The organism is Paracoccus suum (assembly GCF_003324675.1).
Lineage (GTDB): Bacteria > Pseudomonadota > Alphaproteobacteria > Rhodobacterales > Rhodobacteraceae > Paracoccus > Paracoccus suum.
In genome coordinates this window covers 377,019-401,463 of record NZ_CP030918.1, presented here as the reverse complement: position 1 = coordinate 401,463, position 24,445 = coordinate 377,019, and the positions used below count along the sequence as shown (strand labels likewise).

23 protein-coding genes and 1 pseudogene are annotated in these 24,445 nt (G+C 67.9%); 10 read left to right on the top strand and 14 right to left on the bottom strand.

Annotation, left to right across the window (positions count from 1 at the left end):
* Positions 1-6 precede the first annotated feature (6 nt).
* Together DRW48_RS01925 and DRW48_RS01920 are read left to right on the top strand one after the other, a co-directional pair.
* Positions 7-1,203 (top strand): DUF1501 domain-containing protein, encoded by a 1,197-nt coding sequence (locus tag DRW48_RS01925; RefSeq protein WP_114074934.1) that lies wholly within the window; start codon positions 7-9, stop codon positions 1,201-1,203.
* Between the two features lie 111 nt (positions 1,204-1,314).
* Positions 1,315-2,025 (top strand): GNAT family N-acetyltransferase, encoded by a 711-nt coding sequence (locus DRW48_RS01920; protein WP_114077293.1) that lies wholly within the window; start codon positions 1,315-1,317, stop codon positions 2,023-2,025.
* A 22-nt stretch (positions 2,026-2,047) separates the two neighbouring features.
* On the opposite strand, the gene DRW48_RS01915 is transcribed toward DRW48_RS01920, so the two are convergent.
* Positions 2,048-2,800 carry a response regulator gene (locus DRW48_RS01915; RefSeq protein WP_241963336.1) on the bottom strand — a complete coding sequence of 251 codons (753 nt, stop codon included), beginning with the start codon at positions 2,798-2,800 and terminating at the stop codon, positions 2,048-2,050.
* Positions 2,801-2,943: 143 nt separating this feature from the next.
* Here DRW48_RS01915 and DRW48_RS01910 point away from each other — a divergent pair, with 143 nt between their 5' ends.
* A complete protein-coding gene (locus tag DRW48_RS01910) occupies positions 2,944-3,216 on the top strand; it encodes a DUF1467 family protein (RefSeq protein WP_114074933.1) in 273 nt (90 codons plus the stop codon).
* On the opposite strand, the gene DRW48_RS01905 is transcribed toward DRW48_RS01910, so the two are convergent.
* The 4 genes from DRW48_RS01905 to DRW48_RS01890 all read right to left on the bottom strand — a co-directional run bounded on the left by DRW48_RS01905 (position 3,170) and on the right by DRW48_RS01890 (position 5,283).
* Positions 3,170-3,886: an EI24 domain-containing protein gene (locus DRW48_RS01905; RefSeq protein ID WP_241963335.1), complete on the bottom strand. Its 717-nt coding sequence runs from the start codon at positions 3,884-3,886 to the stop codon at positions 3,170-3,172. The genes DRW48_RS01910 and DRW48_RS01905 overlap by 47 nt on opposite strands.
* A 1-nt stretch (position 3,887) precedes the next feature.
* Positions 3,888-4,271 (bottom strand): hypothetical protein, encoded by a 384-nt coding sequence (locus tag DRW48_RS01900; RefSeq protein ID WP_114074932.1) that lies wholly within the window; start codon positions 4,269-4,271, stop codon positions 3,888-3,890.
* 62 nt (positions 4,272-4,333) lie between these two features.
* A complete protein-coding gene (locus DRW48_RS01895; protein ID WP_114074931.1) occupies positions 4,334-4,903 on the bottom strand; it encodes a nitroreductase family protein in 570 nt (189 codons plus the stop codon).
* A 134-nt stretch (positions 4,904-5,037) separates the two neighbouring features.
* On the bottom strand, positions 5,038-5,283 hold the full coding sequence (locus DRW48_RS01890) for a hypothetical protein (RefSeq protein WP_114074930.1): 246 nt from the start codon (positions 5,281-5,283) through the stop codon (positions 5,038-5,040).
* 130 nt (positions 5,284-5,413) lie between these two features.
* On the opposite strand from DRW48_RS01890, the gene DRW48_RS01885 reads away from it, so the two are divergent.
* Together DRW48_RS01885 and DRW48_RS01880 are read left to right on the top strand one after the other, a co-directional pair.
* Positions 5,414-6,175 carry a M48 family metallopeptidase gene (locus DRW48_RS01885; RefSeq protein ID WP_114074929.1) on the top strand — a complete coding sequence of 254 codons (762 nt, stop codon included), beginning with the start codon at positions 5,414-5,416 and terminating at the stop codon, positions 6,173-6,175.
* 127 nt (positions 6,176-6,302) lie between these two features.
* Complete coding sequence (locus DRW48_RS01880) at positions 6,303-6,638, top strand: hypothetical protein (protein WP_114074928.1); 336 nt, start codon at positions 6,303-6,305, stop codon at positions 6,636-6,638.
* A 28-nt stretch (positions 6,639-6,666) separates the two neighbouring features.
* Here the strand turns inward: DRW48_RS01880 and ilvN are convergent, their stop codons facing one another.
* The 3 genes from ilvN to DRW48_RS01865 form a co-directional block, all read right to left on the bottom strand.
* Positions 6,667-7,227: an acetolactate synthase small subunit gene (gene ilvN, locus DRW48_RS01875; protein WP_114074927.1), complete on the bottom strand. Its 561-nt coding sequence runs from the start codon at positions 7,225-7,227 to the stop codon at positions 6,667-6,669.
* 6 nt (positions 7,228-7,233) lie between these two features.
* On the bottom strand, positions 7,234-8,997 hold the full coding sequence (locus tag DRW48_RS01870; protein WP_114074926.1) for an acetolactate synthase 3 large subunit: 1,764 nt from the start codon (positions 8,995-8,997) through the stop codon (positions 7,234-7,236).
* Positions 8,998-9,168: 171 nt separating this feature from the next.
* Positions 9,169-10,002 carry an arginyltransferase gene (locus DRW48_RS01865; RefSeq protein ID WP_114074925.1) on the bottom strand — a complete coding sequence of 278 codons (834 nt, stop codon included), beginning with the start codon at positions 10,000-10,002 and terminating at the stop codon, positions 9,169-9,171.
* A gap of 170 nt (positions 10,003-10,172) precedes the next feature.
* On the opposite strand from DRW48_RS01865, the gene DRW48_RS01860 reads away from it, so the two are divergent.
* A complete protein-coding gene (locus DRW48_RS01860; RefSeq protein ID WP_114074924.1) occupies positions 10,173-13,280 on the top strand; it encodes a [protein-PII] uridylyltransferase family protein in 3,108 nt (1,035 codons plus the stop codon).
* Between the two features lie 66 nt (positions 13,281-13,346).
* Here the strand turns inward: DRW48_RS01860 and DRW48_RS16230 are convergent, their stop codons facing one another.
* The 3 genes and pseudogenes from DRW48_RS16230 to DRW48_RS01845 form a co-directional block, all read right to left on the bottom strand.
* Complete coding sequence (locus tag DRW48_RS16230; RefSeq protein WP_114074923.1) at positions 13,347-15,503, bottom strand: methyl-accepting chemotaxis protein; 2,157 nt, start codon at positions 15,501-15,503, stop codon at positions 13,347-13,349.
* A gap of 124 nt (positions 15,504-15,627) precedes the next feature.
* Entirely contained in the window at positions 15,628-16,428 is an 801-nt protein-coding gene (locus tag DRW48_RS01850) for an EcsC family protein (protein WP_114074922.1), read from the bottom strand.
* Between the two features lie 123 nt (positions 16,429-16,551).
* Positions 16,552-17,034, bottom strand: a pseudogene (locus DRW48_RS01845) (GNAT family N-acetyltransferase); the annotation flags it as partial.
* Positions 17,035-17,236: 202 nt separating this feature from the next.
* Here DRW48_RS01845 and DRW48_RS01840 point away from each other — a divergent pair.
* The gene (locus tag DRW48_RS01840) at positions 17,237-17,836 is read left to right on the top strand and encodes a flavin reductase family protein (protein WP_114074921.1); all 600 of its coding nucleotides are present in this window, start codon (positions 17,237-17,239) and stop codon (positions 17,834-17,836) included.
* Complete coding sequence (locus DRW48_RS01835; RefSeq protein ID WP_114074920.1) at positions 17,833-18,363, top strand: adenine phosphoribosyltransferase; 531 nt, start codon at positions 17,833-17,835, stop codon at positions 18,361-18,363. The genes DRW48_RS01840 and DRW48_RS01835 overlap by 4 nt, the downstream gene beginning before the upstream one ends.
* Positions 18,364-18,373: 10 nt before the next feature.
* Here the strand turns inward: DRW48_RS01835 and DRW48_RS01830 are convergent, their stop codons facing one another.
* Positions 18,374-18,559 (bottom strand): DUF3008 family protein, encoded by a 186-nt coding sequence (locus DRW48_RS01830; RefSeq protein WP_114077289.1) that lies wholly within the window; start codon positions 18,557-18,559, stop codon positions 18,374-18,376.
* Entirely contained in the window at positions 18,559-19,035 is a 477-nt protein-coding gene (locus tag DRW48_RS01825; RefSeq protein ID WP_114074919.1) for a GatB/YqeY domain-containing protein, read from the bottom strand. Before DRW48_RS01825 ends, DRW48_RS01830 begins: the two co-directional genes overlap by 1 nt.
* A 145-nt stretch (positions 19,036-19,180) precedes the next feature.
* On the opposite strand from DRW48_RS01825, the gene carA reads away from it, so the two are divergent.
* Both carA and DRW48_RS01815 read left to right on the top strand, forming a co-directional pair.
* On the top strand, positions 19,181-20,350 hold the full coding sequence (gene carA, locus DRW48_RS01820) for a glutamine-hydrolyzing carbamoyl-phosphate synthase small subunit (RefSeq protein WP_114074918.1): 1,170 nt from the start codon (positions 19,181-19,183) through the stop codon (positions 20,348-20,350).
* A gap of 196 nt (positions 20,351-20,546) precedes the next feature.
* The gene (locus DRW48_RS01815; protein ID WP_114077288.1) at positions 20,547-22,589 is read left to right on the top strand and encodes a glycosyltransferase family 2 protein; all 2,043 of its coding nucleotides are present in this window, start codon (positions 20,547-20,549) and stop codon (positions 22,587-22,589) included.
* A 278-nt stretch (positions 22,590-22,867) separates the two neighbouring features.
* Here the strand turns inward: DRW48_RS01815 and DRW48_RS01810 are convergent, their stop codons facing one another.
* On the bottom strand, positions 22,868-24,418 hold the full coding sequence (locus DRW48_RS01810) for an ATP-dependent DNA helicase (RefSeq protein WP_114074917.1): 1,551 nt from the start codon (positions 24,416-24,418) through the stop codon (positions 22,868-22,870).
* Positions 24,419-24,445: the final 27 nt, after the last annotated feature.

The following is a 24,445-nucleotide window of genomic DNA, read 5'->3' as shown; positions in this document are numbered from 1 at the left end:
CGGACGATGGACCGACGCTTTTTCCTGAAGGGTGCGGCGCTGATCGGCTGCTCTGCCGCGGCCATGCCGCTGTTCACACCGGTCAGCTTTGCTGCGATGCCCGGCGAGAACCGGCTGGTGGTCATCATCCTGCGCGGCGCGATGGACGGCCTTGATGTCGTGCAGCCCTATGGAGATCCGGACCTGCGCCGCCTGCGCCCTGCCCTCAGCATGGGACCGCAGGGCGGGGCGCTGGACCTCGACGGGTTCTATGCCATGCACCCCGCGCTGAAGTCGCTGATGCCGCTGTGGCAAAAGGGACAGCTGGCCTTCGCCCATGCGGTCGCGACGCCCTATCGCGACAAGCGCAGCCATTTCGATGGGCAGGACCTGCTGGAGGCCGGGATTGCCGGCAACGGCCCGGTACCGTCCAGCCAGGACGGCTGGCTGAACCGGCTGCTGCAGACCATGCCCGAGACGAGCGCCGAGACTGCTTGGTCGGTGGGCGCGCAGGAGATGCTGCTGCTGGCCGGGCGAGCCCCGATCCGCAGTTGGGAGCCCGATACCGATCTGGCCCTGACCCCGCAGGCGCAACTGCTGCTAGGCCAAGTCTATCATGACGATCCCCTGTTCCGACAGGCGGCCGAGGCCGCGATCGAGATCGACACCCGCGCGACCGAGGTGATGAACGCCGACGCCGCCCCCCAGGCCAAGGACGCGCCGCGCCCCTCGAACGCGGCGCGGCTGGCCGCCTACAGCGCTGCGCGCCTGAATGAGGAGGCGCGGATCGCCAGCTTCTCGATAACCGGCTGGGATTCGCACAAGAACCAACCGGGCGTGCTGGGCGGCGCGCTGAAGCAACTGGCCGAGGCGATCCTGACCCTGCAGCGCGATCTGGGTCCGCATTGGGACAGGACCACGGTCATGGCCCTGACCGAGTTCGGGCGCACCGTGCGACAGAACGGAACGCAGGGCACCGACCACGGCACCGGCGGGGCGATGCTGATGGCGGGCGGCGCGGTCCGCGGCGGGCGGGTTTATGGCGACTGGCCGGGCCTTGCGGATGGCAAGCTGTTCGAGGACCGCGACCTGATGCCGACCCGCGACGTGCGCGCCTATCCCGCCTGGGCCATGGCCGGGCTGTTCGGCATTGACGCCACGCGGTTGACCGGGACGGTATTTCCCGGGCTGGATCTTGGGCAGAATCCGGGGATTCTGCTGTAGGGCACGCCGCTTTCGCTCGCGCGCGAAGGCAGCCGGGCGCGGGCAACTCCTCCCACCCTTGCGCAAATTGCCGGGACCGCCATGCTGCCCGCAACCAGCAGCGAGGTCGTCATGTCCCAGTCCCCCGCCGATCCGACCCGCCCGATCGATGAGACGGTCGTCGGCTTTACCCCGCCGCCCGCGCCGGGCGATGACGCGGTGATCGAGGGGCGCACCGTCCGGCTCGAACGTCTGAACGCGGCGCGGCACGCCGCTGACATCCACGCGGCCGCCCATGGGGCGGACTGGATCTGGGACTATCTCGGATACGGCCCGTTTCGGTCCGAGGCCGAATACCGGGCTTGGATGGAGGGAGTCGAGGCCGGCCGCGATCCCTGCTTTTATGCCTTTGTCGACAAGGCGAGCGGACGGGCCTTGGGCCTCGGCTCGCTGATGCGCGTCGACGTCCCGAATGGGGTGATCGAGGTCGGCCATATCATGATCACCCCCGCCATGCAGCGTACCACCGCGGCGAGCGAGGCGATCATGCTGATGGTCGGCTGGGCGTTCCGGAACGGCTATCGCCGCGTGGAATGGAAATGCGACGCGCTGAATGCCCCCTCTCGCGCGGCCGCGGACCGCTATGGATTTTCCCCCGAGGGGGTATTTCGCCAGCACATGATCATCAAGGGCCGCAATCGCGATACCGCCTGGTTTGCGATGACGGATCGCGACTGGCCCGCCATTCGCGCGCGCTGGGACGCCTGGTTGGCGCCGTCGAATTTCGACGCCGAGGGCCGTCAGCGCGAGCCCCTGATGGGGCGTGACCGGCAGGCAGGCTGACCGGCTGGCGCCTGTCGCTGCGTTACACCGCGCGCAGATCCGACAGCCGCTTGCGCAGCAGCGCCTGAAGGCGATGGACCGCGGGCATCGGGCTGGCGCGGTCGGTACTGCGCGCCTGATCGGACAGCATCACCTCGGCCGCGTCCTCCAGCGCCGCGTCATGGGCGGATCGCGCGACACCGGCGACAAAACGGCCGAGGTAGGTCCGGTCGCTTCGCTCGACTCCGTCCTCCAGCAAGGTCGCGGCATGGGCCAGATCGTCCCGCAGAGCGGCGGCATCTGGCACCACCAGCTCGGTCGGCAGGATGCGCGGGCCCTTGGGGCGCGCGTCCTCGGGCAGGGCGTTCAGGATCGTCTGCTGGAATACCGCCACGCTCTCGACGGGCTTGGTCAGGAAGTCCTGCGCGCCGGCGGCGAGGGCGCGGCCACGGGCAGCGGGCTCGCCCGAGATTCCCAGGATGACCGGGACGCGGGGGGCGATGTGGGCAATCGCGCGAATCAACTCGGCCCCGTCGCCGTCGGGCAGGCCCATGTCGACCAAAACCACCGCCGGGCGGTAGGTGGCGAGGTGACGGCGCGCCGAGGCGAGGCAGTCGGCGCGGCGAATGCGCGCACCCGAGCGCAGGCAGATCAGGCGCACTGCCTCACTGGCGACGCGCGAATCCTCGACCACCAGCACCGTCAGCCCGGCAAGCGGCCGCGCGGCGGTCCGGGCAGGCGCAGCGACCGCCGGCGGGTGCTCGGGTGGCTGCTTGTTCACATGCAGCTGCATCATCTTGGGTCCCCTTCTGGTCCGGGGCGAATCGCCCTTCTGAGCCCATTAGAAAGCCCGGCCGCTTAATGCGCCGTTAACGGCCCCGTTCTTTTCAACCGAGGGTGTGCCCTGTAGAAGGACAGCTTGAGACGAAAGGATGCGCAATGAACCTTACCGGCGGAGTCGTCCTGTATGCCGTGCTGTGGTTTCTGGTCATGTTCGTCTTGTTGCCGATTGGCCAGCGCAGCCAGGCCGACATGGGCGAGGTCGTACCCGGCACGCCGGCCGGCGCGCCGCACGAGCCGGCGCTGCGCCGCAAGGCGCTGTGGACGACGGTGATCACGACAATCCTGTGGGGCATCATCGCCCTAGTCATCTTCAAAGGCGGGATTACCCGCGCGGATATCGGGACCTGGGATCAGATCCTGCGGCGCTGAGGTGATAGAGGTGGGTGAAGGCGGCCATCGCCATCACCGGCACCAGGATGTTCAGCACCGGCACAGTCAGCAGCAGGGCGACCATCGTGCCGGCGGCCGTCACCTTGCCTGACATCGACCGTCGCAGCGCCGCCGCTTCGACCGCGGGCAGGTGGCGGACGGCGGCGGACTGAAAGAACTCGCGTCCCAGCAGCCAGCCGTTCCCACCGTAGAACAGCAGGTGCGCGGCGGGCCCCAGCACCGGCGACAGCACCAGCATGGCCAGGCTGAAGACCAGCACGATCAGCATGACGGAGATGCCATCGGCAAGACCGGCGCGAAAGGACTGCTCGCGGCCGCGGCGGGCCGGGTAGTGGATGCCCTCGATCCGCGAGGCGACGTTGTCCGACATCATGCCGCAGAACAGCGCCGCGACCGGCGCCATCAGCACCAGCGCCAGCACCGGCAGCAGCGCCAGCGAGCCCCAGGACAACAAATTGCCGACCGCCACCGTCCCCAGCCAGGGCAGGTCGAGGTCGTGCGGCGCGAAAAGCCGGATGGCCACCGTCACCGAGGCCTGCAGGGCAATCAGCACCGCTAGCGTCAGCAGCAGCGCGCGGCCGACCAGCCCCAGCAGGGACGGCCGAAGCATGTCTGACAGCGCCAGCACGAGGGCCCTGAGAACCACCATGTCAGACGCTGCGCGCCAGCATGCGAATGCGCCACACGTCAGTGGATGCGTCGGACTGGCGGTTCAGGAAAAACGTTCCGACGGGCAGCGGACAGCCCGCGGGCCGGCCGGGATGTTCATACTGGGCCATGTTGACGCTGGCGAGGTCCCGCCCCAGGCGCCGGTACAGCCGGACCTGGGCGGGGGCGGCGCTGATGGCACAGCGCAACCCGCAGCTGCCGAGCCATTGCGGTTCGTCGCTACCGCCCACCTTCCGCGCGCCGGATGTGTCGACGATCATCGCCGGGTGCAGCCAATAGCGCTCCGCCATGGCAGCATGACCGCCGCAAAAGCCGGCGTAGCAGCCGGAAATAGCCGCGAGGACGCTGTCAATCTCGCTCGACATTTGATCTCGCAATGGCGACAGGCGGCAGCACCCGTCCCGACAAGCGTACAGCAGGGGGAAAGCTAGAGAAAGCTCACTTTGTCCGCCAGCTCGGGGCGTGGACGGTCGGGCAGGGCCTCGCCGTCAAAGCGGCCGATGTGGATCAGGCCCGCGACGCTCTCGCCCTCGCCGAGGGCCAACAGGTCTCGCGCCAGTTTGTCCTCTGCCAGCGGGCCCGTCAGCCAGGCGGCTCCCCAACCTGCGGCCAGTGCGGCCTGCAGCAGCGTCAGGCACACCGAAGCCGCCGACATCACCTGCTCGCGCAGGGGAATCTTGTCGCTGGCGACTGGGGACAAGATCACTGCGACAATCAGAGGCGAGGCGAGGGCCGAGATCGCCTTGGCGATTACCGCCTCGCCCGCGCCCTGTGCGGTCATGGCAGCGGTGATCGGCGCCACCATCTGATCAAGCCGCGTTCGGGACAGGACGATCAGCCGCCAGGGCGCGAGCTTGCCATGGTCGGGCACCCGGATGGCGAGGGTCAGCAACTGTTCCAGCGCCGCGCCCTCCGGGCCCGGTCCGCTGAGGAGTTTCGGTGGCACCGACCGGCGGCTTGCCAGAAACGCGAGAGCTGCATCGCTGCGAACTGGCATGGGAATCCCCGCTGAATTTGCGGCTGTTTGGCCCGGCCTTGGCTGACGGGTCAAGCAAACATAAAAGGGGTGGCAAGGATTGGCCGATGGCATTGATGGTACCAGGCCCGCAGTGTCCGCGCGCCTATATCCGCCTAACCTCTTGGCCGCAAACGATAACTTCCCTCGGGCAGATCGAGCGCGGCGCGCAGGTCGGCGAGTTGCGCCATGCTCAGCGTGATTCGCCGTACCAGCCCGCTTAGCGGGTCCGGTTGTTCGATCACCACCCGGTCATCAAAACCCAGGATCACAACATCTTCCTCCAGCGGGCGGGCCTCCCCATGGCCCTCGTCCACCAGCGTGATGACGGTGGCGTCGAATTCGTGCTCTATGGTGAACATCTGCAGTCCCTCTGGTCGGCGCCAACAATCGCGTGAGTGGGCGCTGGCCGCAATGGCGCCGGTTGAAGCCGCAGCGCGCGCGGGCCAAACTGCACCCGGACCGGTTGGTCAGCTACGGAGACGATGGGACATGACGCTGCGCGCCTCACTTGCGGCCCTGTTGGCCGGTATGTCCTTTCTGGCGGGCTGCGCACCGGTTTCCGCTCCGGTGTACGCGCCAACAGCGCCCGTGCGTACGGCGCCGCCCCCGGCCACAGCCTCGCGCGACTTTTCCGGGGATGCCGCCGGCACCGCGCGTGCCTTCGTGGAGGTCCTGAAGCGGATGGAGCCAGCCGTAGAGCGCGAGTGCCTGCAGCGTCGGACGGCACCGATCAACTGCGACTTCCAGTTCACCGTCGAATCCGACCCGCGCCAGGAGATCAACGCGTTCCAGGCGGTTGATCCGTATGGCCGTCCGATTATCGGCTTTACGCTGGCGCTGATTGCCGCGGCAAGAAATGCCGACGAATTGGCATTTGTGGTGGGCCACGAGGCCTCGCACCATATTCTCAACCACATCACGCAAAAGAACGCCTCGGCCCGCAATGGAGCGCTGATTTTCGGGGCGCTGGCCAGCGTCGGCGGGGCCGATCCTCGCGCGATCCAGGGCGCCCAGCAGTTCGGCGCGCAGTTCGGCGCGCGTTATTATTCCAAGGACTGGGAGCTGCAGGCCGACTATCTGGGCGCGATCATTACCCGGAACGCCGGATACGATCCGCTGCACGGGGCACAGTTCTTCATGCGCATTCCCGATCCGGGCAATCGCGTACTTGGCTCGCACCCGGCCCGGGCGGAACGAATTGCGACGGTTCAACGTGCAGTTGCGGACCTGCAGCGAGGCCGATTTTACTGAATCACAACGAGGCGCGGCAATCTGCCTCCGACGTAGCGTTTGGATATGAAAACGCTTTCACTTTGCGTCAAAGCGCCTAATTGTCGGCCAAGCGCGTGGCAATCGCGCAAGGGCCGGGGAAAAATTGATGATCGGTGTCGTCGTTTGGAGCAATCGAGTACGCGAGCAAGCGGTCATCTGGTGCGATGACCATGCTGCGCTGGCCTATCTTGTGGGCCGGATCGATTACCCCGCTGAATATGGATGGCCCGAGCCGGGAGACATGCTGGAATTGCATACCGAGGTCGAAGGCGAATTGCGCTGCGCCCGCTGCGTCAAACCCTTGGGTGATTCGGTCGTCTCGCCGCTGCCGCAGATGTTGACCGGCCGTGCGTCCCATCTGTCGGTGATCCAGAGCAACGACACCGCCCCGCCCACCGCCGAGATCATTGTCCTTCCGCAGCGCGTCCTCGCTGCGAGCTAGTTATTCGGGCCGTCGCTGAGGCGGCGCCTCAGGCCCCGCGCCGTAGCGCCGCGACGCCGGTGCGCGCCATATCCATCAATCCCAGAGGGCGCACCAGATCGGCAAAGGCATCCAGCTTTTCGGGCGCCCCGGTCACCTCGAACACAAAGCTTTCAAGCGTCGAATCAACCACCTTGGCGCGGAAAATCTCGGCGATGCGGAGCGCCTCGACGCGACGCTCGCCCTGTCCCTGCACCTTGTAAAGGCCAAGCTCGCGCTCGACGCTAGGCCCCTCGACGGTCAGGTCATGCACGTCATGGACCGGCACGATCCGGCCGAGTTGGGCCTTGATCTGCTCGATCACCGCCGGGGTGCCCCGCGTGACCATCGTGATGCGCGAGGTGTGGCCGGTATGGTCGACCTCGGCCACGGTCAGGCTGTCGATATTATAGCCGCGACCAGAAAAAAGGCCGATCACGCGCGCAAGCACGCCCGGTTCGTTCTCGACCATGACGGCGAGGGTGTGGCGCTCTTCGCCCTGCAGGTTCGGGTCGCGCAGATCATAGGCGGAATGGCTGGATGCGCCGCTGTCGAGTTTCAGTGCCATCATCGTTTCCTAAACCAGAACCGCGCCGCCGGCGTTGATCGCCGAGCCAATGTCTTCGGCCGCCTCGGAATCGCTCAGCAGCATCTCGTTATGGGGCTTGCCCGACGGAATCATGGGCAGGCAGTTCTCGTGCTTTTCGACCAGCACATCCAGGATAAATGGCCCGTCGTATTCCAGCATCTCGCGGATCGCGTCGTCCAGTTCGGCCGGATCACGCACCTGACGGCCGCGACAGCCGAAGGCCTCGGCCAGCTTGACGAAATCGGGCAGGCTCTCTGACCAGGACTGGCTGTAGCGCTCGCCATGCAGCAGTTGCTGCCACTGGCGGACCATGCCCAGGCGCTCGTTGTTCAGGATGAACTGTTTGACCGGCGCGCGAAACTGGATCGCGGTGCCCATTTCCTGCATGTTCATCAACCAGCTGGCATCGCCTGCGACGTTGATGACCAGGGCCTCGGGATGGGCGACCTGCACGCCGATGCTGGCCGGCAGGCCGTACCCCATCGTCCCCAAGCCGCCCGATGTCATCCAGCGGTTGGGCTCGTCGTACTTCAGATACTGCGCCGCCCACATCTGGTGCTGGCCGACCTCGGTGGTGATGTAGCGATCCCGGTCGCGGGTCAACGCCTCCAGCCGCTCCAGAGCGTATTGCGGTTTGATGACCTTTTCGGATTTGCGATAGGCAAGGCAGTCGCGTGCCTGCCATTCTTTGATCTGGATCCACCAGCGGCCGACAGCTTCGCTGTTGGTGCGCCGGCCGCGCGCCGTCCACTGGGCGAGCAGTTCGGCCAGCACCTCGCCGACATCGCCGACGATCGGCACATCGACGCGGATCACCTTGTTGATGCTCGAGCGGTCGATATCGACATGCGCCTTGATCGAGCCGGGCGAGAAATCCGCGACTCGGCCGGTGATCCGGTCGTCAAAGCGCGCCCCGAGGTTGATCATCAGATCGCACCCGTGCATCGCCATGTTGGCCTCGTAAAGGCCGTGCATGCCCAGCATGCCCAGCCAGTTCTTGCCCGAGGCCGGGTAGCAGCCGAGGCCCATCAGCGTCGAAGTGATGGGAAAGCCCGCGCCGTCCGCAAACTCGCGCAGCAGGCGGCTGGCCTCGGGGCCCGAGTTGATGATGCCACCACCCGAATAGATGATCGGCCGCTCGGCCTGCTCGATCAGGTTGACCAGTCGGGCGATGGCCTCGCGGTCCGGCGGGGGGGCCTTGCGCGCCGCCTCCGCCGGGACGGCTGGCGGGGTATAGGTGCCGGTCGCGAACTGCACGTCCTTGGGGATGTCGACCAGCACGGGACCGGGCCGGCCCATGGTCGCGACGTCGAAGGCGCGATGGATGGTCGCGGCCAGTGTGTCGGTATCCTTCACCAGCCAGTTATGCTTGGTGCAGGGCCGTGTGATGCCGACCGTGTCCGCCTCCTGAAAGGCGTCGGTGCCGATCATGAAGGTCGGCACCTGTCCCGACAGCACCACCAGCGGAATGGAATCCATCAGCGCATCGGTCATGCCCGTGACCGCATTGGTGGCGCCCGGCCCCGAGGTCACCAGAACCACACCCGGCTTGCCCGTCGAGCGGGCATAGCCCTCGGCCATATGCACTGCGCCCTGCTCGTGCCGGACGAGGATGTGCTGAATGTCGTTTTGCTGGAATATCTCGTCATAGATCGGAAGGACAGCGCCCCCGGGATAGCCGAATACCGTGTCGACGCCCTGATCGCGCAGGGCCTCGACCACCATTCTCGCTCCCGTCATCGTCTGGGACATGCCGACCTCACGTAATTTGCGCAAAAAGAAACGACCCGGTGTCGCTTGCCGCGGGCCGCAACCTATGAGCCGTCTGCGACAGGGTCAACGGCCCGCGCGATAAAAAGTGACCGTAAACGCCGTTTCAACGTAATTTTATGTCGAAAGACGAGGCACGTGCGCAAGGATATATCAGCGCGTTGCGCCGTTCGGCAAGGAAATGCGGGTCACTTGCTCGACGATGGGATCGACCGACAGCGGATGGGCCTCGTCATTGTGGGAGTTCGGATCGCCAATCTCGCGCCAGACGCCGCCCTTGTAGATCTCCAGCGCTCCGAACCGCGCCTTGTAGTCCATCTTCCGGCTGCCCGGCACCCAGTAGCCCAGATAGACGAAGGGCATCCCGGCCGCTCGCGCCAGTGCGATATGATCCAGGATCACATGCGTGCCCAGGCTGCGAGCGCCCAAGGCCGGGTCGTAAAAGCTGTAGACCAGGCTAAGTCCGTCATCGAGCACGTCGGTCAGGCAGACCGCCGTCAGCCGTCCGGCCCCGCCCTCTGCGGCCTGCGGGCCGAGCCGGTATTCGATCAGCCGTGTGCGGACCGGCGTCTCCTCGATCATCGCCGCGAATTCGAACACGTCCATGTCCGCCATACCGCCGTCGGCGTGCCGGGAGTCGAGATAGGTGCGGAACAGATCGTATTGTTCCTCGGTGGCCCAGGCGCTGGTCGTCAGGCGCTGCAAGTCCGCATTGCGCCGCGCGACCCGGCCCTGCGTGCGCGAGGGCTTGAAGTCGTCAACCCGGATGCGGGCCGACATGCAGGCCACGCAGCTTTCGCAAGAAGGTCGATAAAGGACGTTCTGGCTGCGGCGAAAACCCTGCCGCGACAGGGTGTTGTTCAACTCGACCGCGCCATCGCCGCCAAGGGCGGTGAACAGCTTGCGCTCGGCTCGGCCATGCAGATAGGGGCAGGGCTGCGGCGCCGTGACGTAGAATTGCGGGGTGTGGGACAGTGTATGCCGCATCACGGCAACCGGACGGCTCGGAGGCCGCAAGGGCAGACGAAGGCGCGGTTCATCGTGCGGGCGGCTCGGCGTTTTTTCCGAAGGTCAAGCCCGACCCTAACAACACCGGAACGCCACGCCAAGCGGATTGGTCGCGTTGACGCGGCGTTGGGCGGCGCTAGGCTGACGGGATGCCTTTTGCCGACGCCATCACCCGTCTGCCGCTGCCTTTCGACCCCGCGCGCGGCGCGGCTGCGGCCGCGTCCTGCCTCTGGGCGCAGGGCGATCTGGCTGGCCTGATTAGCGGGGCCGCCGGCTCCAGCCCCTACCTTGCAGGTCTGATCGAGCGCGAGGGTGCGTGGTTGCAGGGTGCGATCGCGCAATGGTCGCCCGAGGCGGACCCGGTCGCGACCGAAACCGCGGGGCTGGAGGCGCTGGACGCCGCGGCCCTCGGCGTCGGTCTGCGGCGGGCCAAGCGGCGCGTGGCGTTGCTGGCGGCACTGGCCGATTTGGGCGGAGTCTGGCCGCTGGAGCGAGTCACCGGCGCACTGACCGCCTTGGCGGACCGCGCAGTCGACCTGTCCTTTCGCGCCCATCTCGCAGCCGAACAGGCGCGAGGGCGGATGCCCCAAGGCGGGGCGGACGCCGGGGGGCTTATCCTGCTCGCCATGGGCAAGATGGGCGCGGGCGAACTGAACTACAGCAGCGATATCGACCTGATCGTCCTCTACGACGACGACGCCTATGATCCCGGCGACCGGCAGGAGGCGCGTGCCGCCTTGATCAAGGTGACGCGCCGCGCTGCGGCGACGCTGTCGGACCTGACGGCCGAAGGTTACGTCTTTCGCACTGACCTGCGCCTGCGCCCGGATGCGTCGGTGACGCCGGTCTGCATCTCGGCCTCGGCGGCGCTGGATTATTACGAGGCCGAGGGACGCACATGGGAGCGGGCGGCCTATATCAAAGCCCGGCCCTGCGGGGGCGATCTGGCGGCGGGCGGCCGTTTTCTGGAAGCCCTGCGGCCCTTCGTGTGGCGCAAGCACCTCGATTTCGCGGCGATCGAGGATGCCCATGCGATGCGCCTGCGCATCCGCGACCACAAGGGCCTGCACGGCCCGATCGAGGCCGCCGGCCACGACATGAAGCTGGGGCAAGGCGGCATCCGCGAGATCGAGTTCTTTACCCAGACCCGCCAGCTGATCGCCGGCGGGCGCGACCCGGCACTTCGGCAACGCGGCACCGTGGAGGGGCTTGCCGCCCTCGCGACCGCCGGCTGGGTGCCGGTGGATGTCGCGGGTGAGTTGACCGACCACTATCGCCACCACCGCGAGGTCGAGCATCGCGTGCAAATGGTGGGCGACGCCCAGACCCATGTCCTGCCGCCGGCCGGACCAGCGCTCGACACCGTTGCGCGGTTGTCGGGTGCTGCGGATACTGTGGCCTGGGCACAGGCAATCCGGGACCGGCTGCAGCGGGTCGAGACCCTGACCGGTGCGTTCTTTGCGCCGGCCGAAGCGCAGCCAAGGCCCGACCTGTCGCCGCAGGCCGAGGCGCTGATCGGTGCCTGGCGCGGCTATCCGGCCTTGCGGTCCGATCGCGCCCGCCAAGTGTTCAACCGGATCGAGGCCGACCTGCTGACCCGCCTCGCCCGCGCCGCCGATCCCGAAGCGGCTCTGGCGCGGTTCGACGGCTTTCTGGCGGGCCTGCCCGCGGGTGTGCAGGTGTTTTCGCTTTTCGAGGCCAACCCGCCACTGGTCGATCTGGTCGCGGATATCTGCGGCACTGCCCCCGGGCTCGCCGCCTATTTCGCGCGCCATCCGGGTGTCCTTGATTCGGTCATCGCCGGCAGTTTCTTTGCGCCCTGGCCCGGCGCGGCCGGACTGCGCGAGGCGATGGATGCCGCGCTCGGCGCGGCGATGAGTGCCCCGGGGGGAGGGTATGAGCGCGCCCTTGATGCCGCGCGGCGGTTGGTGCACGACCTGCAATTCCGCATCGGCGTCCATCACCTGCGCGGCCTCATCGATGCCGACGAGGCGGGGGTCCAGTATGCCGATGTGGCGGATGCCGTCATCGCGGGGCTGTTCGCGCTGGTGGAGGCCGAATTTTCGCGCCGCCATGGCCCGCCGCCGGGCGCGGGCGCGGTGGTCATGGGCATGGGCTCGCTCGGCGCGCGGCGGCTGAACGCAGCCTCGGACCTGGACCTGATCGTGATCTATGATGCCGCCGGGATCGAAGCCTCGTCCGGCCCCAAGTCGCTGGGTGCGCGGCCCTATTATGCCCGGCTGACGCAAGCCCTGCTGACGGCGCTGACCGCCCCGACCGCCGAGGGCCGCCTTTATGAGGTCGACATGCGCCTGCGTCCGTCTGGCCGGCAGGGCCCCGTCGCAACCTCTCTGACCGCATTTCGCGACTACCAGATGACCGAAGCGTGGACGTGGGAGCATCTGGCCCTGACCCGTGCCCGGATCGTCGCTTTTTGCGGCCCGGGGAAGGGGGCACAGAGAGAGACCGGTATTTCGCGGAGCCCGAGCGAGACGGAGCGCGGGGATCAGTCGGGTCCCGTGGCTCAGGCGACCGCGCCCCAGGCCGCCAGCTCCTCGGATCGGGCCGGTGCCCACCACGCCCTTGATCCGGTTGGTGCCGCAAATGAGGCCGGCGTCTTGGATCAGACCGCTGCCGGCGACAATCCGGCAGGACCCGTAGGCGAGCCCCGGGTGCCGGCGGCCGGGACCTCCGCGGCGGAAACTCCGGCGAGCCGCGATGGCGGCCCCCCCGCACAAACCGGCGCGGAACTGGCAGGTGAGGTCGAGGGCCTGAGGCGAGAGGTGCTTGCCTCGCGAGGCCCGGGTCCGCAGGTCATGCCCGATCTTGCCGAGATGCGCGCGCGGCTGTTCGAATCGAAAGCGTCTGCCGGCACGGAGGATGTCAAAAACGGTCCCGGCCGGCTGCAGGACATTGAGTTGCTGGCGCAAAGCCTCGCCCTGCGGGCGGCGGACCCGGCGCGGGCGACAGCGGCTCAACTGCGCGGCGGTCGCCGGGCCGGCCTTATCACTCCCGCTGACGAGGCGGTTCTGGCCCAAGCCCATCGCCTGTTCTGGAGGATCCGGGCCGCCCAGAGGCTGATCGACGCGCGGGATGCCAAGCTGTCGTCACTGGGCATTGGCGCCACGACATTCTTGCTGCGCGAAGCAGGCGCGACGGACATCGCCGAACTCTCGGCGACGATCGAGGCTGCCGCCGCCCGTGCCCAAGCCGTGATCGATGCCGCATTGGCGACCGCGGCCGTTCCGGCGGGCTGAGCGGCCCGGATACAGAGTTATCCTGCGCAAGTTGCTGCAAGGCGTCTCGCACGGCTCGACCACAACCTAGCTGGCAAGGCGAATATCCCTGTGTGACGTGGTATCGTCGCCCCTGCGCGGTGCGTTATGCCCCGGCAGGCGAAAGCGCGCGACGGAGTCGAGCAGCTCGCCCGCCTGATCCGCCAACACCTTCGAGGAATTGCTTGTCTCGGACACCATCGCGGCGTTGTCTTGTGTGGCTGCGTCCAGTTGATGCACCGCCGTGTCGATTTCCGAGAGGCCGATCGACTGCTCGCGCGAAGACAGCGCGATGGCAGAGATCTGGGCAGAAATATCGCCGACCGAGGTCAGGATACGCTGCAGCGCATCGCCGGTACGTCCGACCAGATCGGCACCGCGCGTCACCTGCTCGGTGCTTTGCGAGATCAGGCCATTGATCTCTCGCGCCGCCTCGGACGAGCGTTGGGCGAGGGCGCGCACCTCGGACGCGACCACCGCAAAGCCGCGGCCGGCCTCGCCTGCGCGAGCGGCCTCTACGCCCGCATTGAGGGCCAACAGGTTGGTCTGGAAGGCAATTCCCTCGATCACATTGACGATGGTCGAGATTCTTTTGGAGGACGCCTCGATCTGGCTCATGGCGGCAATCGCCTCGGTGACGATCTGGTTCGAGTGTTCCACCTCGTCGCGGGCACCGCGGCCGATGCGGTCAGCACGCTCTGCGCCCTCGGCGGCCGAGCGAACCGAGGCCGTCAGTTCTGTCAGGGCGGCCGAGCTTTCCTCGAGGGTGCCGGCGTTGGTCTCGGTGCGCTGCGACAGATCGCGCGCCGCACCGGCGATCGAGCCAGCCAGTTCGACGAAGCTCTCCGCGTTGTGGCGGGTCTTGGCGACCAGATCGCTCAGCGCGCGGCGCGCGGCCTCGGTCGAGGTCAATACCGTGCCGATCTGGCCTTTGGCCCGGCTCTCCACGCGCGTCGACAGGTCCCCGGCGGCGATTCGTCCGAGGACATCGCTGAGTTCCGTAAAAGTCGCCTCGAGCGTCGACAGCAGCTCATTTAGGCCGCCGCCGATTTCGGCGCCGACGGCATAGTCTTGTTCGATCCGCGCGCGAACGGACAGGTTCCCGTCCTTGGCCGCTGCGACCACGCGGGCCACCTCGTCCTGGAAGCGGGCGGCCTTTTCGGCACTCATGACCTCTTTTGCCATGCGCTGCTGTTCGCGCGCCGACAACTCCATCGCCTCCTGCGCGGCGATGCGCTGGGCGTTGGCGTGACGCGCGGCCTCCTGCGCGGTACGCCTGACCTCTTCGGACAGCCGCACGGTCTCTCCTGCCTGGACGCGAAATTTCTCGGCCTCGCGGGCGATCTGCCCGATCTCGCAGGGGCGATCGCACAGCGGCACGCTTTGTGACAGATCACCTGCGCCCATGCGAGCCATCGAGTCGCGCATCATTGTCAGGGGACGCAGCACCCGCAGTTGCAGCATCGCAGCGGCAGCCAGCGACGCGAGGATCGACAGTACCGCAAGAAACACGGCGGCGAGGCGGACCGCATCCTGGCGCGCCTTCAGGTCCGCCAGCGTGCCGTCGAGGCGCGCGTTCATCTTGTCAAAGAACTGTTGCACCGGAACCAGGATGTCGGCCTTGGTGGCATGATAGTCGGCCGAGTTCAGCAGCAGCCGTGCGCGGGGCAGGTTGGGCGCGCGGGTCACCGTGTACCTGCCCTCGCCGTCCTTGAAGATGCCCTTGGCGGCGTTCATTGCCTCGACCTCGAGCTTCACCAGGTTCTCGGACCGTTGGCGGGCTTGCTCCAGCAGGTTCAACTCGTCAGGGGCGAAGCCCTGATCCTTCATCAGATCGGCCAGCGAGCGCGGCGGCTCAGTTGCCTGGCGGGGCTCCCGGCCGGCAGCGAGAAAGCCCCAGTAAAGGCTGCCAGGGCCTTTGGGACGGGCCTTCTTGCCGGTCCGCATGGCTAGCACGTCATTATACTGCGCCTGAAATGCCGGGTTGCCGGTGATGACGTAGGTTCGGGCGAGCCGGGTGAGGTCGTCCCCGTATTGCAGCAGGTCGGCCGCCAGTTGGCTGGACTGATAGCGGTTGTCGCTGGCGTCGATGGTCTGCTCCGCGATCCGCCCGAGGTAGAGAATCCCTGCCAAGGTCAAGAAGGTGCTGACGACCGCCACCGCCGAAGTTGCGATGCCTAGTCGCCGGATACTGATGGTAAACATGGGGCCTCTATCTCACGCATGGCGAATCTCGCTGTGCGACATTGGCCATGGTGAGGTTGATTTCCCGTTAAGTGCCAAGACATTCAGTCCGGCGGGCGGCGCTGAATGTTTTGCATTCGATGCATCACGCCTTGCGGGCGCCGTGACGCGGGTCGATCTCGATCAGCCGACGTTCCAGCGCCTCGGCCAGGGCCGCGCGCGGGATGCCGGTTTCCTCAGACAGGCGCCACAGGCCGAAATGCACGCGCGCGACCTGCTGGTAGTAGCGCGTGAAGGTAAAGTTGATCGACGCACCCGCCACCGCCCCCAGCACGGGCGTCGCCTGGGCGGCGACCTTTTGTCCCAGAACGCCGGCAAGGCGCGGCGCGACGCGGGCGACCAGCCCCTGCAGGGTCTGGCCAGTGATCGAGACCTTGGCGGCCAGCAGGCCGAGGTCCGTGCCGTCGTCAGCCTCGAACGGGCCAGCTGCGGCGAACACGCGCAGGGCCTCGGCTTTGACCCGGTCATCCTCGGGGTCGAACCCGTGTTCGGCGGCGATCGCCATGATCGCGCGCATCAGCATCGTGATGGTCACCGGCAGTTCGATCATCGCGCCCGGCAGCCCGCCAAGGCCGCCGATCGCGCCCGATGCCGTCGAGGCCAGCCGGTTGACCAGATCACTGCGGTCGCGGACCACGCTGCGCGAGGCGCTGGCGGCGTGGATCGCGCTTTCCAGCGCGGTGCGAACGATGCGGTCGATCCGGTTCCGCACAAAAGCCGGAAGTTTGCGCAGCATTCCCTCGGCGCTGCCGCCGATGGTCGACAGAACCTCCATCCCCAGGCCGCCGGCATTCTTGTGGATGCGGGCGAGGCGCTCGATGGTGGCGCGGACCGTGGGGTCCGTGATCGGCGGCAGGATTTCCTGGCGGGGGGCGGGGGTGGTCATCGGTAGCTATATCCTCGGCGGAGGGGGACGCGCGGCGGGTTCGGTCGGGTCAACCTCGCGGCAGGGTGGCATCGTTCCCGGTGCCTCCGCCATCTCGGCCAGGGCTGCGTGAACGGATGGGGCGGCCTCGCGCTCGACCGGCCCGCGCAGATCAACCCACGCGCCGGGCGTCAGTTCCAGTCCCAGCACGCGGTCGGGATTGGTCGGTGGCGGCATGACGACCCCTTCGAGCCGGCGGAAGCCGAACCGGCCATAGTAGGGAGCGTCGCCCACCAGCATGACTCGCGCCCAGCCCGTGCGGCCCGCGCGCCCCAGGCTCTCACGCATAAGGTAGCCGCCGAGGCCCTCGCCTTGCGCGGTCGGGTGGACCGCGACGGGACCCAGCAACAACACGGGCAGACTGGCAACGCGCACCGGCCAATAGCGGATCGCCGCGACCAGCCCGCCATCGCCGCCGCGCAGCGTCAGGCAAAGGCCGGGCACCGGCGGCACGCCATCGCGTAGGCGATAGCTGCTGAGCGCGGTGCGGCCAGGCGCAAAGCACAGGTCCAGCAACGCCTCGACCTCTGCGGTGTCGGCCTCGGTTTCAGGGCAGAGTTCGTACATGCAGCGGCCCTCGGCAGAGATTTTCGGGTGGCGGCGGGCAGCGCGTGGCGCGTGGCGAAACGCGGCGCCCGATACCATGACCCGGGATCGAGGGAAAGCGGCCGCAGGGCGCCGTGCTGGTGCTGGCGCTGTTACATGCCCCCCTTGCGCGCATGCTACATTCCGTGATGCGGATACGGCACGCGCAAGGAAGGGACCGACCATGTTCTATCGCCCCGAGGCCGGCCACGGCCTGCCCCACAATCCCTGGAACGCGCTGATCGCGCCGCGGCCGATCGGCTGGATCTCGACCCGTGGCGCGGATGGCGACAACCTGGCGCCCTACAGCTTTTTCAATGCCGTAGCCTATCAGCCGCCGCAGCTGATGTTCGCCTCGACCTCGGCCAAGGGCGACCGCCCTGGCACCAAGGACAGTGTGGCCCATATCGTCGAGACCGGGGTATTCTGCGTCAACATCGCTGGCTTTGATCACCGTGCCGCAGTGGTCGCCTCGTCTGCGGCACTTCCTGCGGGCACCAGCGAATTCGACGCCTGCGCGATCCGTGCGATCCCCTGCGAGACCATCGACTGCCTGCGCGTGGCTGACGCCCCGGCGTCAATCGAATGCCGGGCAACGCAGGTGCTTCCGCTGGCGGGTGTGGCCAACTGGCTGGTGATCGGCGTCGCGACCGGCATCCATCTGCGCGAGGACTGCGTTGTCGATGGCCGGTTCGACGCCCGCGCGGCCGGCGGCTGGCTGGCGCGCGCCGGATACAAGGATTACGCCGTCATCACCGACATGTTCGAGATGGAGCGGCCGTGAAAACCGTCAAGGACTACATCCGCAGCATCGTCGATTTCCCGCATGAGGGGATCGTCTTTCGCGACGTGACCACGCTCTTTGCCGATGCCCGCGGCTTTCGGATGGCCGTCGATCAGCTGCTACACCCCTGGGCCGGGATGGACATCGACAAGGTCGCGGGGCTTGAGGCGCGTGGCTTTATCCTTGGGGGCGCCGTCGCCCATCAGCTTGGCACCGGCTTCGTGCCGATCCGCAAAAAGGGTAAGCTGCCCGGCGCCGTCATCAGCGAAAGCTACGTCCTGGAATATGGCGAGGCGGTGCTGGAGGTGCATGACGACGCCTTGCTGCGCGGCGAGCGGGTGCTGATCGTGGACGACCTGCTGGCCACCGGCGGCACGGCCGAGGCCGGGATCCGCCTCTGCCGCCGGCTTGGCGCCGAGGTGATCGGCTGCGGCTTCGTGATCGAACTGCCGGCGCTCGGCGGGCGCGAGCGCATCGAGGCGCTGGGCCTGCCCGTCCAGGCGCTGTGTGCGTTCGAGGGCGCCTGAGCGCCGCCAGTCACTCGTCCTTGTGCTCGGGCAGGCGCGAGGCCTTGACCGAGGCCATCTCGTCCAACTCGGCTTCGGTCATGCTGTCATACATCTCGCGGCTGGCACCCTTCAGGTCGCTGACCTTGGTCTCGCCGCGCTTGGCCGACAGGGCGGCGCCGGCGGCGTGCTGTTGGGCCTTGGACGTCGCTTTCATCATCCGGCTCCCTGCTGCATGAGGCGCGCCTTAAGCGCGGCGCCGGCTTTGCCAAAGTCCATCTGCCCGGCGTGGCGGGCACGCAACTCGTTCATCGCGGCGCCCATGTCGCGCAGGCCGGTGGCTCCGGTCGCGGCGATGGCGGCTTCGATGGCGGCGTCGACCTCGGCCGGGTCCAGTTGGCGGGGCAGGAATTCCTGGATCAGGGCTACCTCGGCCTGTTCCTTGGCCGCCAGCTCCAGCCGGCCGCCTTCCTCGTAGGCGCGGGCCGATTCCTGGCGCTGCTTGATCATCTTGGCCAGCAGGGCCGACAGGTCGGCATCTGTCAGCGCGCTGTCGACCCCGGCCTCGCCACGATGGGCGATCTCGCGATCCTTGATCGCTGCTGCCATCAGGCGCAGCGTCGACAGACGCTCGGCGTCACGGGCGCGCATCGCAACCTTGGTCTCGTCCGCCAGCCGCTCGCGCAGATCCATGTCTTATCCTTCCGCCGTGATTTTGCCGCGTCATGATAGGCGAACTGGCCGCCATGGGAAACCGCCCCGGCCGGTGCCCCCCGCTTGACCGCCGCCCGCCCCGCGCCTAAGCCCGGTCCCGCCCCTTTCAGCCGCTGGTGTCCCCATGTCCGACCCGTCAGACCGCCCGACCGCCTGCCTTGTCACCGCCGATGGCGACGTGTTCTACGGTCGCGGCTTCGGCGCGACGGGCGAGGTGGTGGCCGAACTGGTCTTCAACACCGCGATGACCGGCTATCAGGAAATCATGACCGATCCTTCCTACGCGGGGCAGGTGGTCACCTTTACCTTCCCGCATATCGGCAACACCGGCATCACCGCCGAGGATGACCAGGCTACCGATCCTGTGGCGGCCGGGATCGTGGTGCGCTGGGATCCGACCCAGGCCTCGAACTGGCGCGCGGCGGGCGAGCTGGACGACTGGATGCGCCGTCGCGGGCGGATCGGCATCGGCGGCCTCGACACCCGCCGCCTGACGCGCGCGATCCGCCAGCAGGGGGCCCCGCATGGCGTACTGGCCCACAACGCGGATGGCGAGTTCGACATCGAGGACATGCTGCGCCGCGCCCGCGGCTGGCCGGGTCTCGTCGGTCTGGACCTCGCGCGCGAGGTCAGCTGCCGGCAAAGCTATCGTTGGGACGAGCGGCTGTGGCAGTGGGGCGAGGGTTTCGCCGCGGCCGACCCGGAGGCGGACCGCCCGCTGAAGGTGGTTGCGGTCGACTACGGCGCCAAGCGCGACATCCTGCGCTCGCTGGCCCAGACCGGGGCCGAAATCGTCGTGCTGCCTGCCACCGCCACTGCGGCCGAGGTGCTCTCGCACAATCCCGAGGGGGTATTCCTGTCCAACGGCCCCGGTGATCCCGAGGCGACGGGTGAGTACGCCGTGCCGATGATCCGCGAGTTGCTTGACCAGCCCGACCTGCCGTTGTTCGGCATCTGCCTCGGCCACCAGATGCTTGCCCTCGCCGTCGGCGCCCGGACCATCAAGATGAGCCATGGCCACCACGGCGCCAACCACCCGGTGCGCCGCAACGCCGATGGCCGGGTCGAGATCACCTCGATGAACCACGGCTTTGCAGTCGACGCGCAAAGCCTGCCCGATGGCGTGGTCGAAACCCATGTCAGCCTGTTCGACGGCTCGAACTGCGGGATCGAGTTGAGCGGGCGGCCCGTGTTCTCGGTCCAGTATCACCCCGAGGCGAGCCCCGGCCCGCAGGACAGCGCCTATCTGTTCGACCGCTTCGCGACCGAGATGCGCACCCGTCGCGCCGATTGACCTGGGCAGGCTGGCCTTAACGGTTTCTTAGGCTTTACCCCGCCAATCTGGCCCCGCTGATATGCGCGGGGCCATCATGATCCAACCAGTCGTCATTCCGATCGGCGCAGTTTCGTCCGCTGCCCGCAGGGATCAGACTGATCTGCTTGGAGAAAAATCCCCGTCAGACCGCCGCGTGGTTCCGCTGCGGCGCGGAATGGCTCCGCCTCAGCAAGGGACGGCCGATTCGGCGGTGCGGCGGCCGCCCTCGCTCGGGCAGATCCTGCTCGATGCGGGCGAGGTGCGGTCAGGCGATCTGCTGAAGGCCTCCGTGATCCAGCAGCGCGAGGATGCGCCGCTGGCCGAGATCCTGATCGCGCGCGGCTGGCTGACGGACGCCGGCCTGCGGCGGGCACTGGCCCGGCATTGGCGCACCGGCCATGTCGATTTGGCCCATAGCCCGCCCGATCCGCGCATGATCGACGCCCTTGGCGCACCGCTGTGCCTCGCCCATGGGGTGGTGCCGTGGCGCCGCATCGGCGGCATCCCCTTTGTCGCCACGTGCCGTCCCGAAGGTTTCGAGGCCGCGCTCGCCCTGCTGCCGCCCGCCTTTGCCCAGGCGCGCATGGTGCTGACCGACGAGGCCGGGCTGCAGGCCGCGATCCTCGCCACCCGCCGCACCCGCCTGATCCGCGAGGCCGAATTGCGCACCCCCGCCGCGCTCAGTTGTCGCACGCGGGACGAGCGCCGGGTGGGTGAGGTCGCCGTCCTGATCCTCGGTGCGCTCGCGGTCGGGCTGGCGGCGGCGCCGCTATCCGTCCTCGCCGGGCTATCGCTGCTGGCGCTGGGGCTGCTGGCCGCCGCCTCGGTGATGAAGGCCGCCGCTTTCGCGGCCCGCCTGCGCGCGGACGCCGCTATCATGGCAGAGCGTCGCGCCTATGCAGAGTTGCAGCGCAGCCCGGCACAGATGCGTCAGCCGCTGCCCGTCATCTCGGTCATGGTGCCGATGTTTCGCGAGGAAGATATCGCCGCCCGCCTCGTCGGGCGCCTGTCGGCCCTCACCTATCCGAGCGAGCTGACCGACATCGTTCTTGTGGTCGAGGAATGCGACATGCTGACTCGCGATGCCCTGGCGGCAGCCTCGCTGCCGCGCTGGATGCGCGTCGTCGTGGTGCCAGACGGCCCCTTGCGGACCAAGCCGCGGGCGCTGAACTATGCCCAGAACTTCTGCCGCGGCAGCATCATCGGGGTCTGGGACGCCGAGGACTGGCCCGAGCCCGAGCAACTGCACAAGATCGCCCGCCATTTCGCCGCCGCCCCGCCCGAGGTGGTGTGCCTGCAAGGTGTGCTGGATTTCTACAACCCCCGCACCAACTGGATGGCGCGCTGTTTCACCATCGAATACGCCAGTTGGTTCCGTGCCATCCTGCCGGGCATGGCGCGCCTCGGGCTGGTCGTCCCGCTGGGCGGAACCACCCTGTTCTTTCGACGCGACGCCCTGGCCGAGGTCGGCGGCTGGGACGCGTGGAACGTGACCGAGGATGCCGATCTCGGCCTGCGCCTCATGCGCCACGGCTACCGCACCGAGATGGTGGATACCGTCACCCATGAGGAGGCGAATTGCCGCCCCCGCGCCTGGGTCAAGCAGCGATCACGCTGGCACAAAGGGTATTTCATGACCTGGCTGGTGCATATGCGCCGGCCCCGTGCGCTATGGCATGACATCGGCCCGCGCGCCTTTGTCAGCTTCCAATTGCAGCTGGCCGGCACGGTGGTCGGCTTTCTGATCGCGCCCGTGCTGTGGAGCTATTGGCTGCTCTGCCTCGGCCTTGGCCATCCGATGGCAGGGGTCATCAAACCGCTCGCCGGCGGACGGGGGATGGCGCTGTTCGTCGGCGCCCTGATCACGGCCGAGGTGGTGAACCTTGTGGTCGGCGCCTGGGCCGTCAGGGCACCGGCACGGCGGCACCTGTCCCTCTGGGTGCCGTCCACTTGGCTATATTTCCCGCTCGGCTGTCTGGCGGCGTGGAAAGCAATTTACGAGGTCGTCGCGCATCCTTTCTATTGGGACAAGACTTTGCACGGCCTCTACGACGCCCAGTCCGCGCTGCCTGACGGGGTCGCCGAGGGGGCGGCAGTCCCTGACCCGCTGCGGCGGCCACCCCGGGCGCGTCCCGCAGTTCCTTCCGCCGACCGCTGGCCAGCGGGTTCGGAAACCGAACCGCGCCGCGAGTTGGAGGTGGTCGGCGCGATCAGTTAGTCAACCTGTGCGCACCGCATGGCCGCGCGAGGAGGGTAAGCAAGAGTCGCTTAGTGATCTTCAACCAGCGTTCGAGGGCCTGACCAGATGTCAGATGAGCGGCTGGTCCGGGGTTCTTGAACCTGACGCTCGCGAAGCGAGATAGGAAAGCGGCGGCCAAACTCATGCCGAACGATCTTTGACGGGGGACGGGCGTCCGACTGGGGCGCCAAAGTGCCGTCGATTTCCTGGACCGCACCTGGTGGATTTACCGAACGGCCCGCCCCCCAAGGCGATCCTCACCCCTCATCCGCCTCGGGCAGCAGCGCCAGCGGCGCGCCGCGCACGGCATCCAGATCGTCCAGCGTCAGCGGCCTTGTCGGGCGTGACAAACGCGGGCGGACGATCCAGTGCAGGCGTTCCTGCGCGCGCGTGATCGCGACATAGGCCAGGCGCTTCCAAAGTGGGATGCCCGCCTCGATTCGCCCCGCCCAGGCCGCGGCGGCGATGTCGGGGGCAAAGACCTGCACGTCCGGCCACTGGCTGCCCTGCGCCTTGTGGATGGTGACGGCCGCGCCGTGCAGGAACGCCGCGCCCATGCGCGCGGCCGAAGGAATGAAGGGTTCCTCCTCGCCGGGCAGTTCGATCTTGATGATGGAGGCGGCCGAGAGGCGCGGATCCTCGGCCCCGACAACGTGCAGGCGGGCAAAGCCCGGGCTGCGGCCGGGTCCGAGATAGACCACCTGCGCCCCCTTGATGAGGCCCCGCGCCTCAAGGTCGATGCGCTTCTTGCGGTGCTTCAGCGGCAACTCGATCCCGTCGCAGATCAGCGGCTCCCCCGGCAGCAGCGCATCGCCCGGCGCGCCATGGGCGGCGCGAAACGCGGTGATCAGGCGCACCCGCGTGGCGTTGCGCCAGACCAGGACCGGGCTGCGGGCCAGCAGGTCGACATCGACGCGCTCGGCCCAGACCACCCGGGCATCGCGCCGCGCCGCATCGGCGACCAGACGCTCGAATGCCGGAAAATCCACCGCGGGATCGCCCAGGGCATGGGCCAGATCCAGGATCGGGCTGTCATCTGCCTGGCGGTGCACCCGGTCGAGGATCAGCTTTTGCGAGGACTTGAGACTGTCGAACACCATCGCGCCCGATTGCCCGACCGGCGCCAACTGGGCCGGATCGCCAAACAGGACCAAGGTCGGGAAGATCTCACGCAGGTCATCGAACTGGCGCTGGTCGAGCATCGAGGCCTCGTCCACCAGCCCGATGTCCAACCCGTCCTCGCGCCGTTTCCAGCCGGTAATGAAGTCCGACCCGCGCAGCCCCGCCGCCGCAAGCGCGCCAGGGATCGAGGCATGGGCGTCATAAAAGGCCCTGGCGCGATCCATTGCCTCGGGCGTCATGCCCTCGATCTCGGGTCGCTCGCCCGTGCCGGCCAGCCAGTCGGCCAGCTTTTCGTACTGGGGATCATAGACCGGGGTGTAGAGGATGCGGTGGATGGTCGTCGCCGGAACACCGCGGGTGCGCAGCACGAAGGCAGCCTTGTTGGTCGGGGCGAGCACCGCAACGGTGCGGCGCTCTTTCTTGCGGCGACCTTCGTAGTCGCCCGACACCACCTCGACCCCGCCCTCGCGCAGCGCCCGCGTCAGTTGCGCCAGCAGCAGCGTCTTGCCAGAGCCGGCCTTGCCCAGCACCGCCCGGACCCGGCCGTGGCTGCCTTGGGGCGGCTGCGGGGCATCGCCCGTCAGGCTGACGCCGACCGCGGCCAGATCGCCGGCGAGGGTGTCCCAGGCGGCGGCCTGATCAGGCGAGAAAACGGGGGCCGGGGGCCGGGCGGGCAGATCGTCCATCGCCGCGATCCTAGTCGCGCCTCCCTG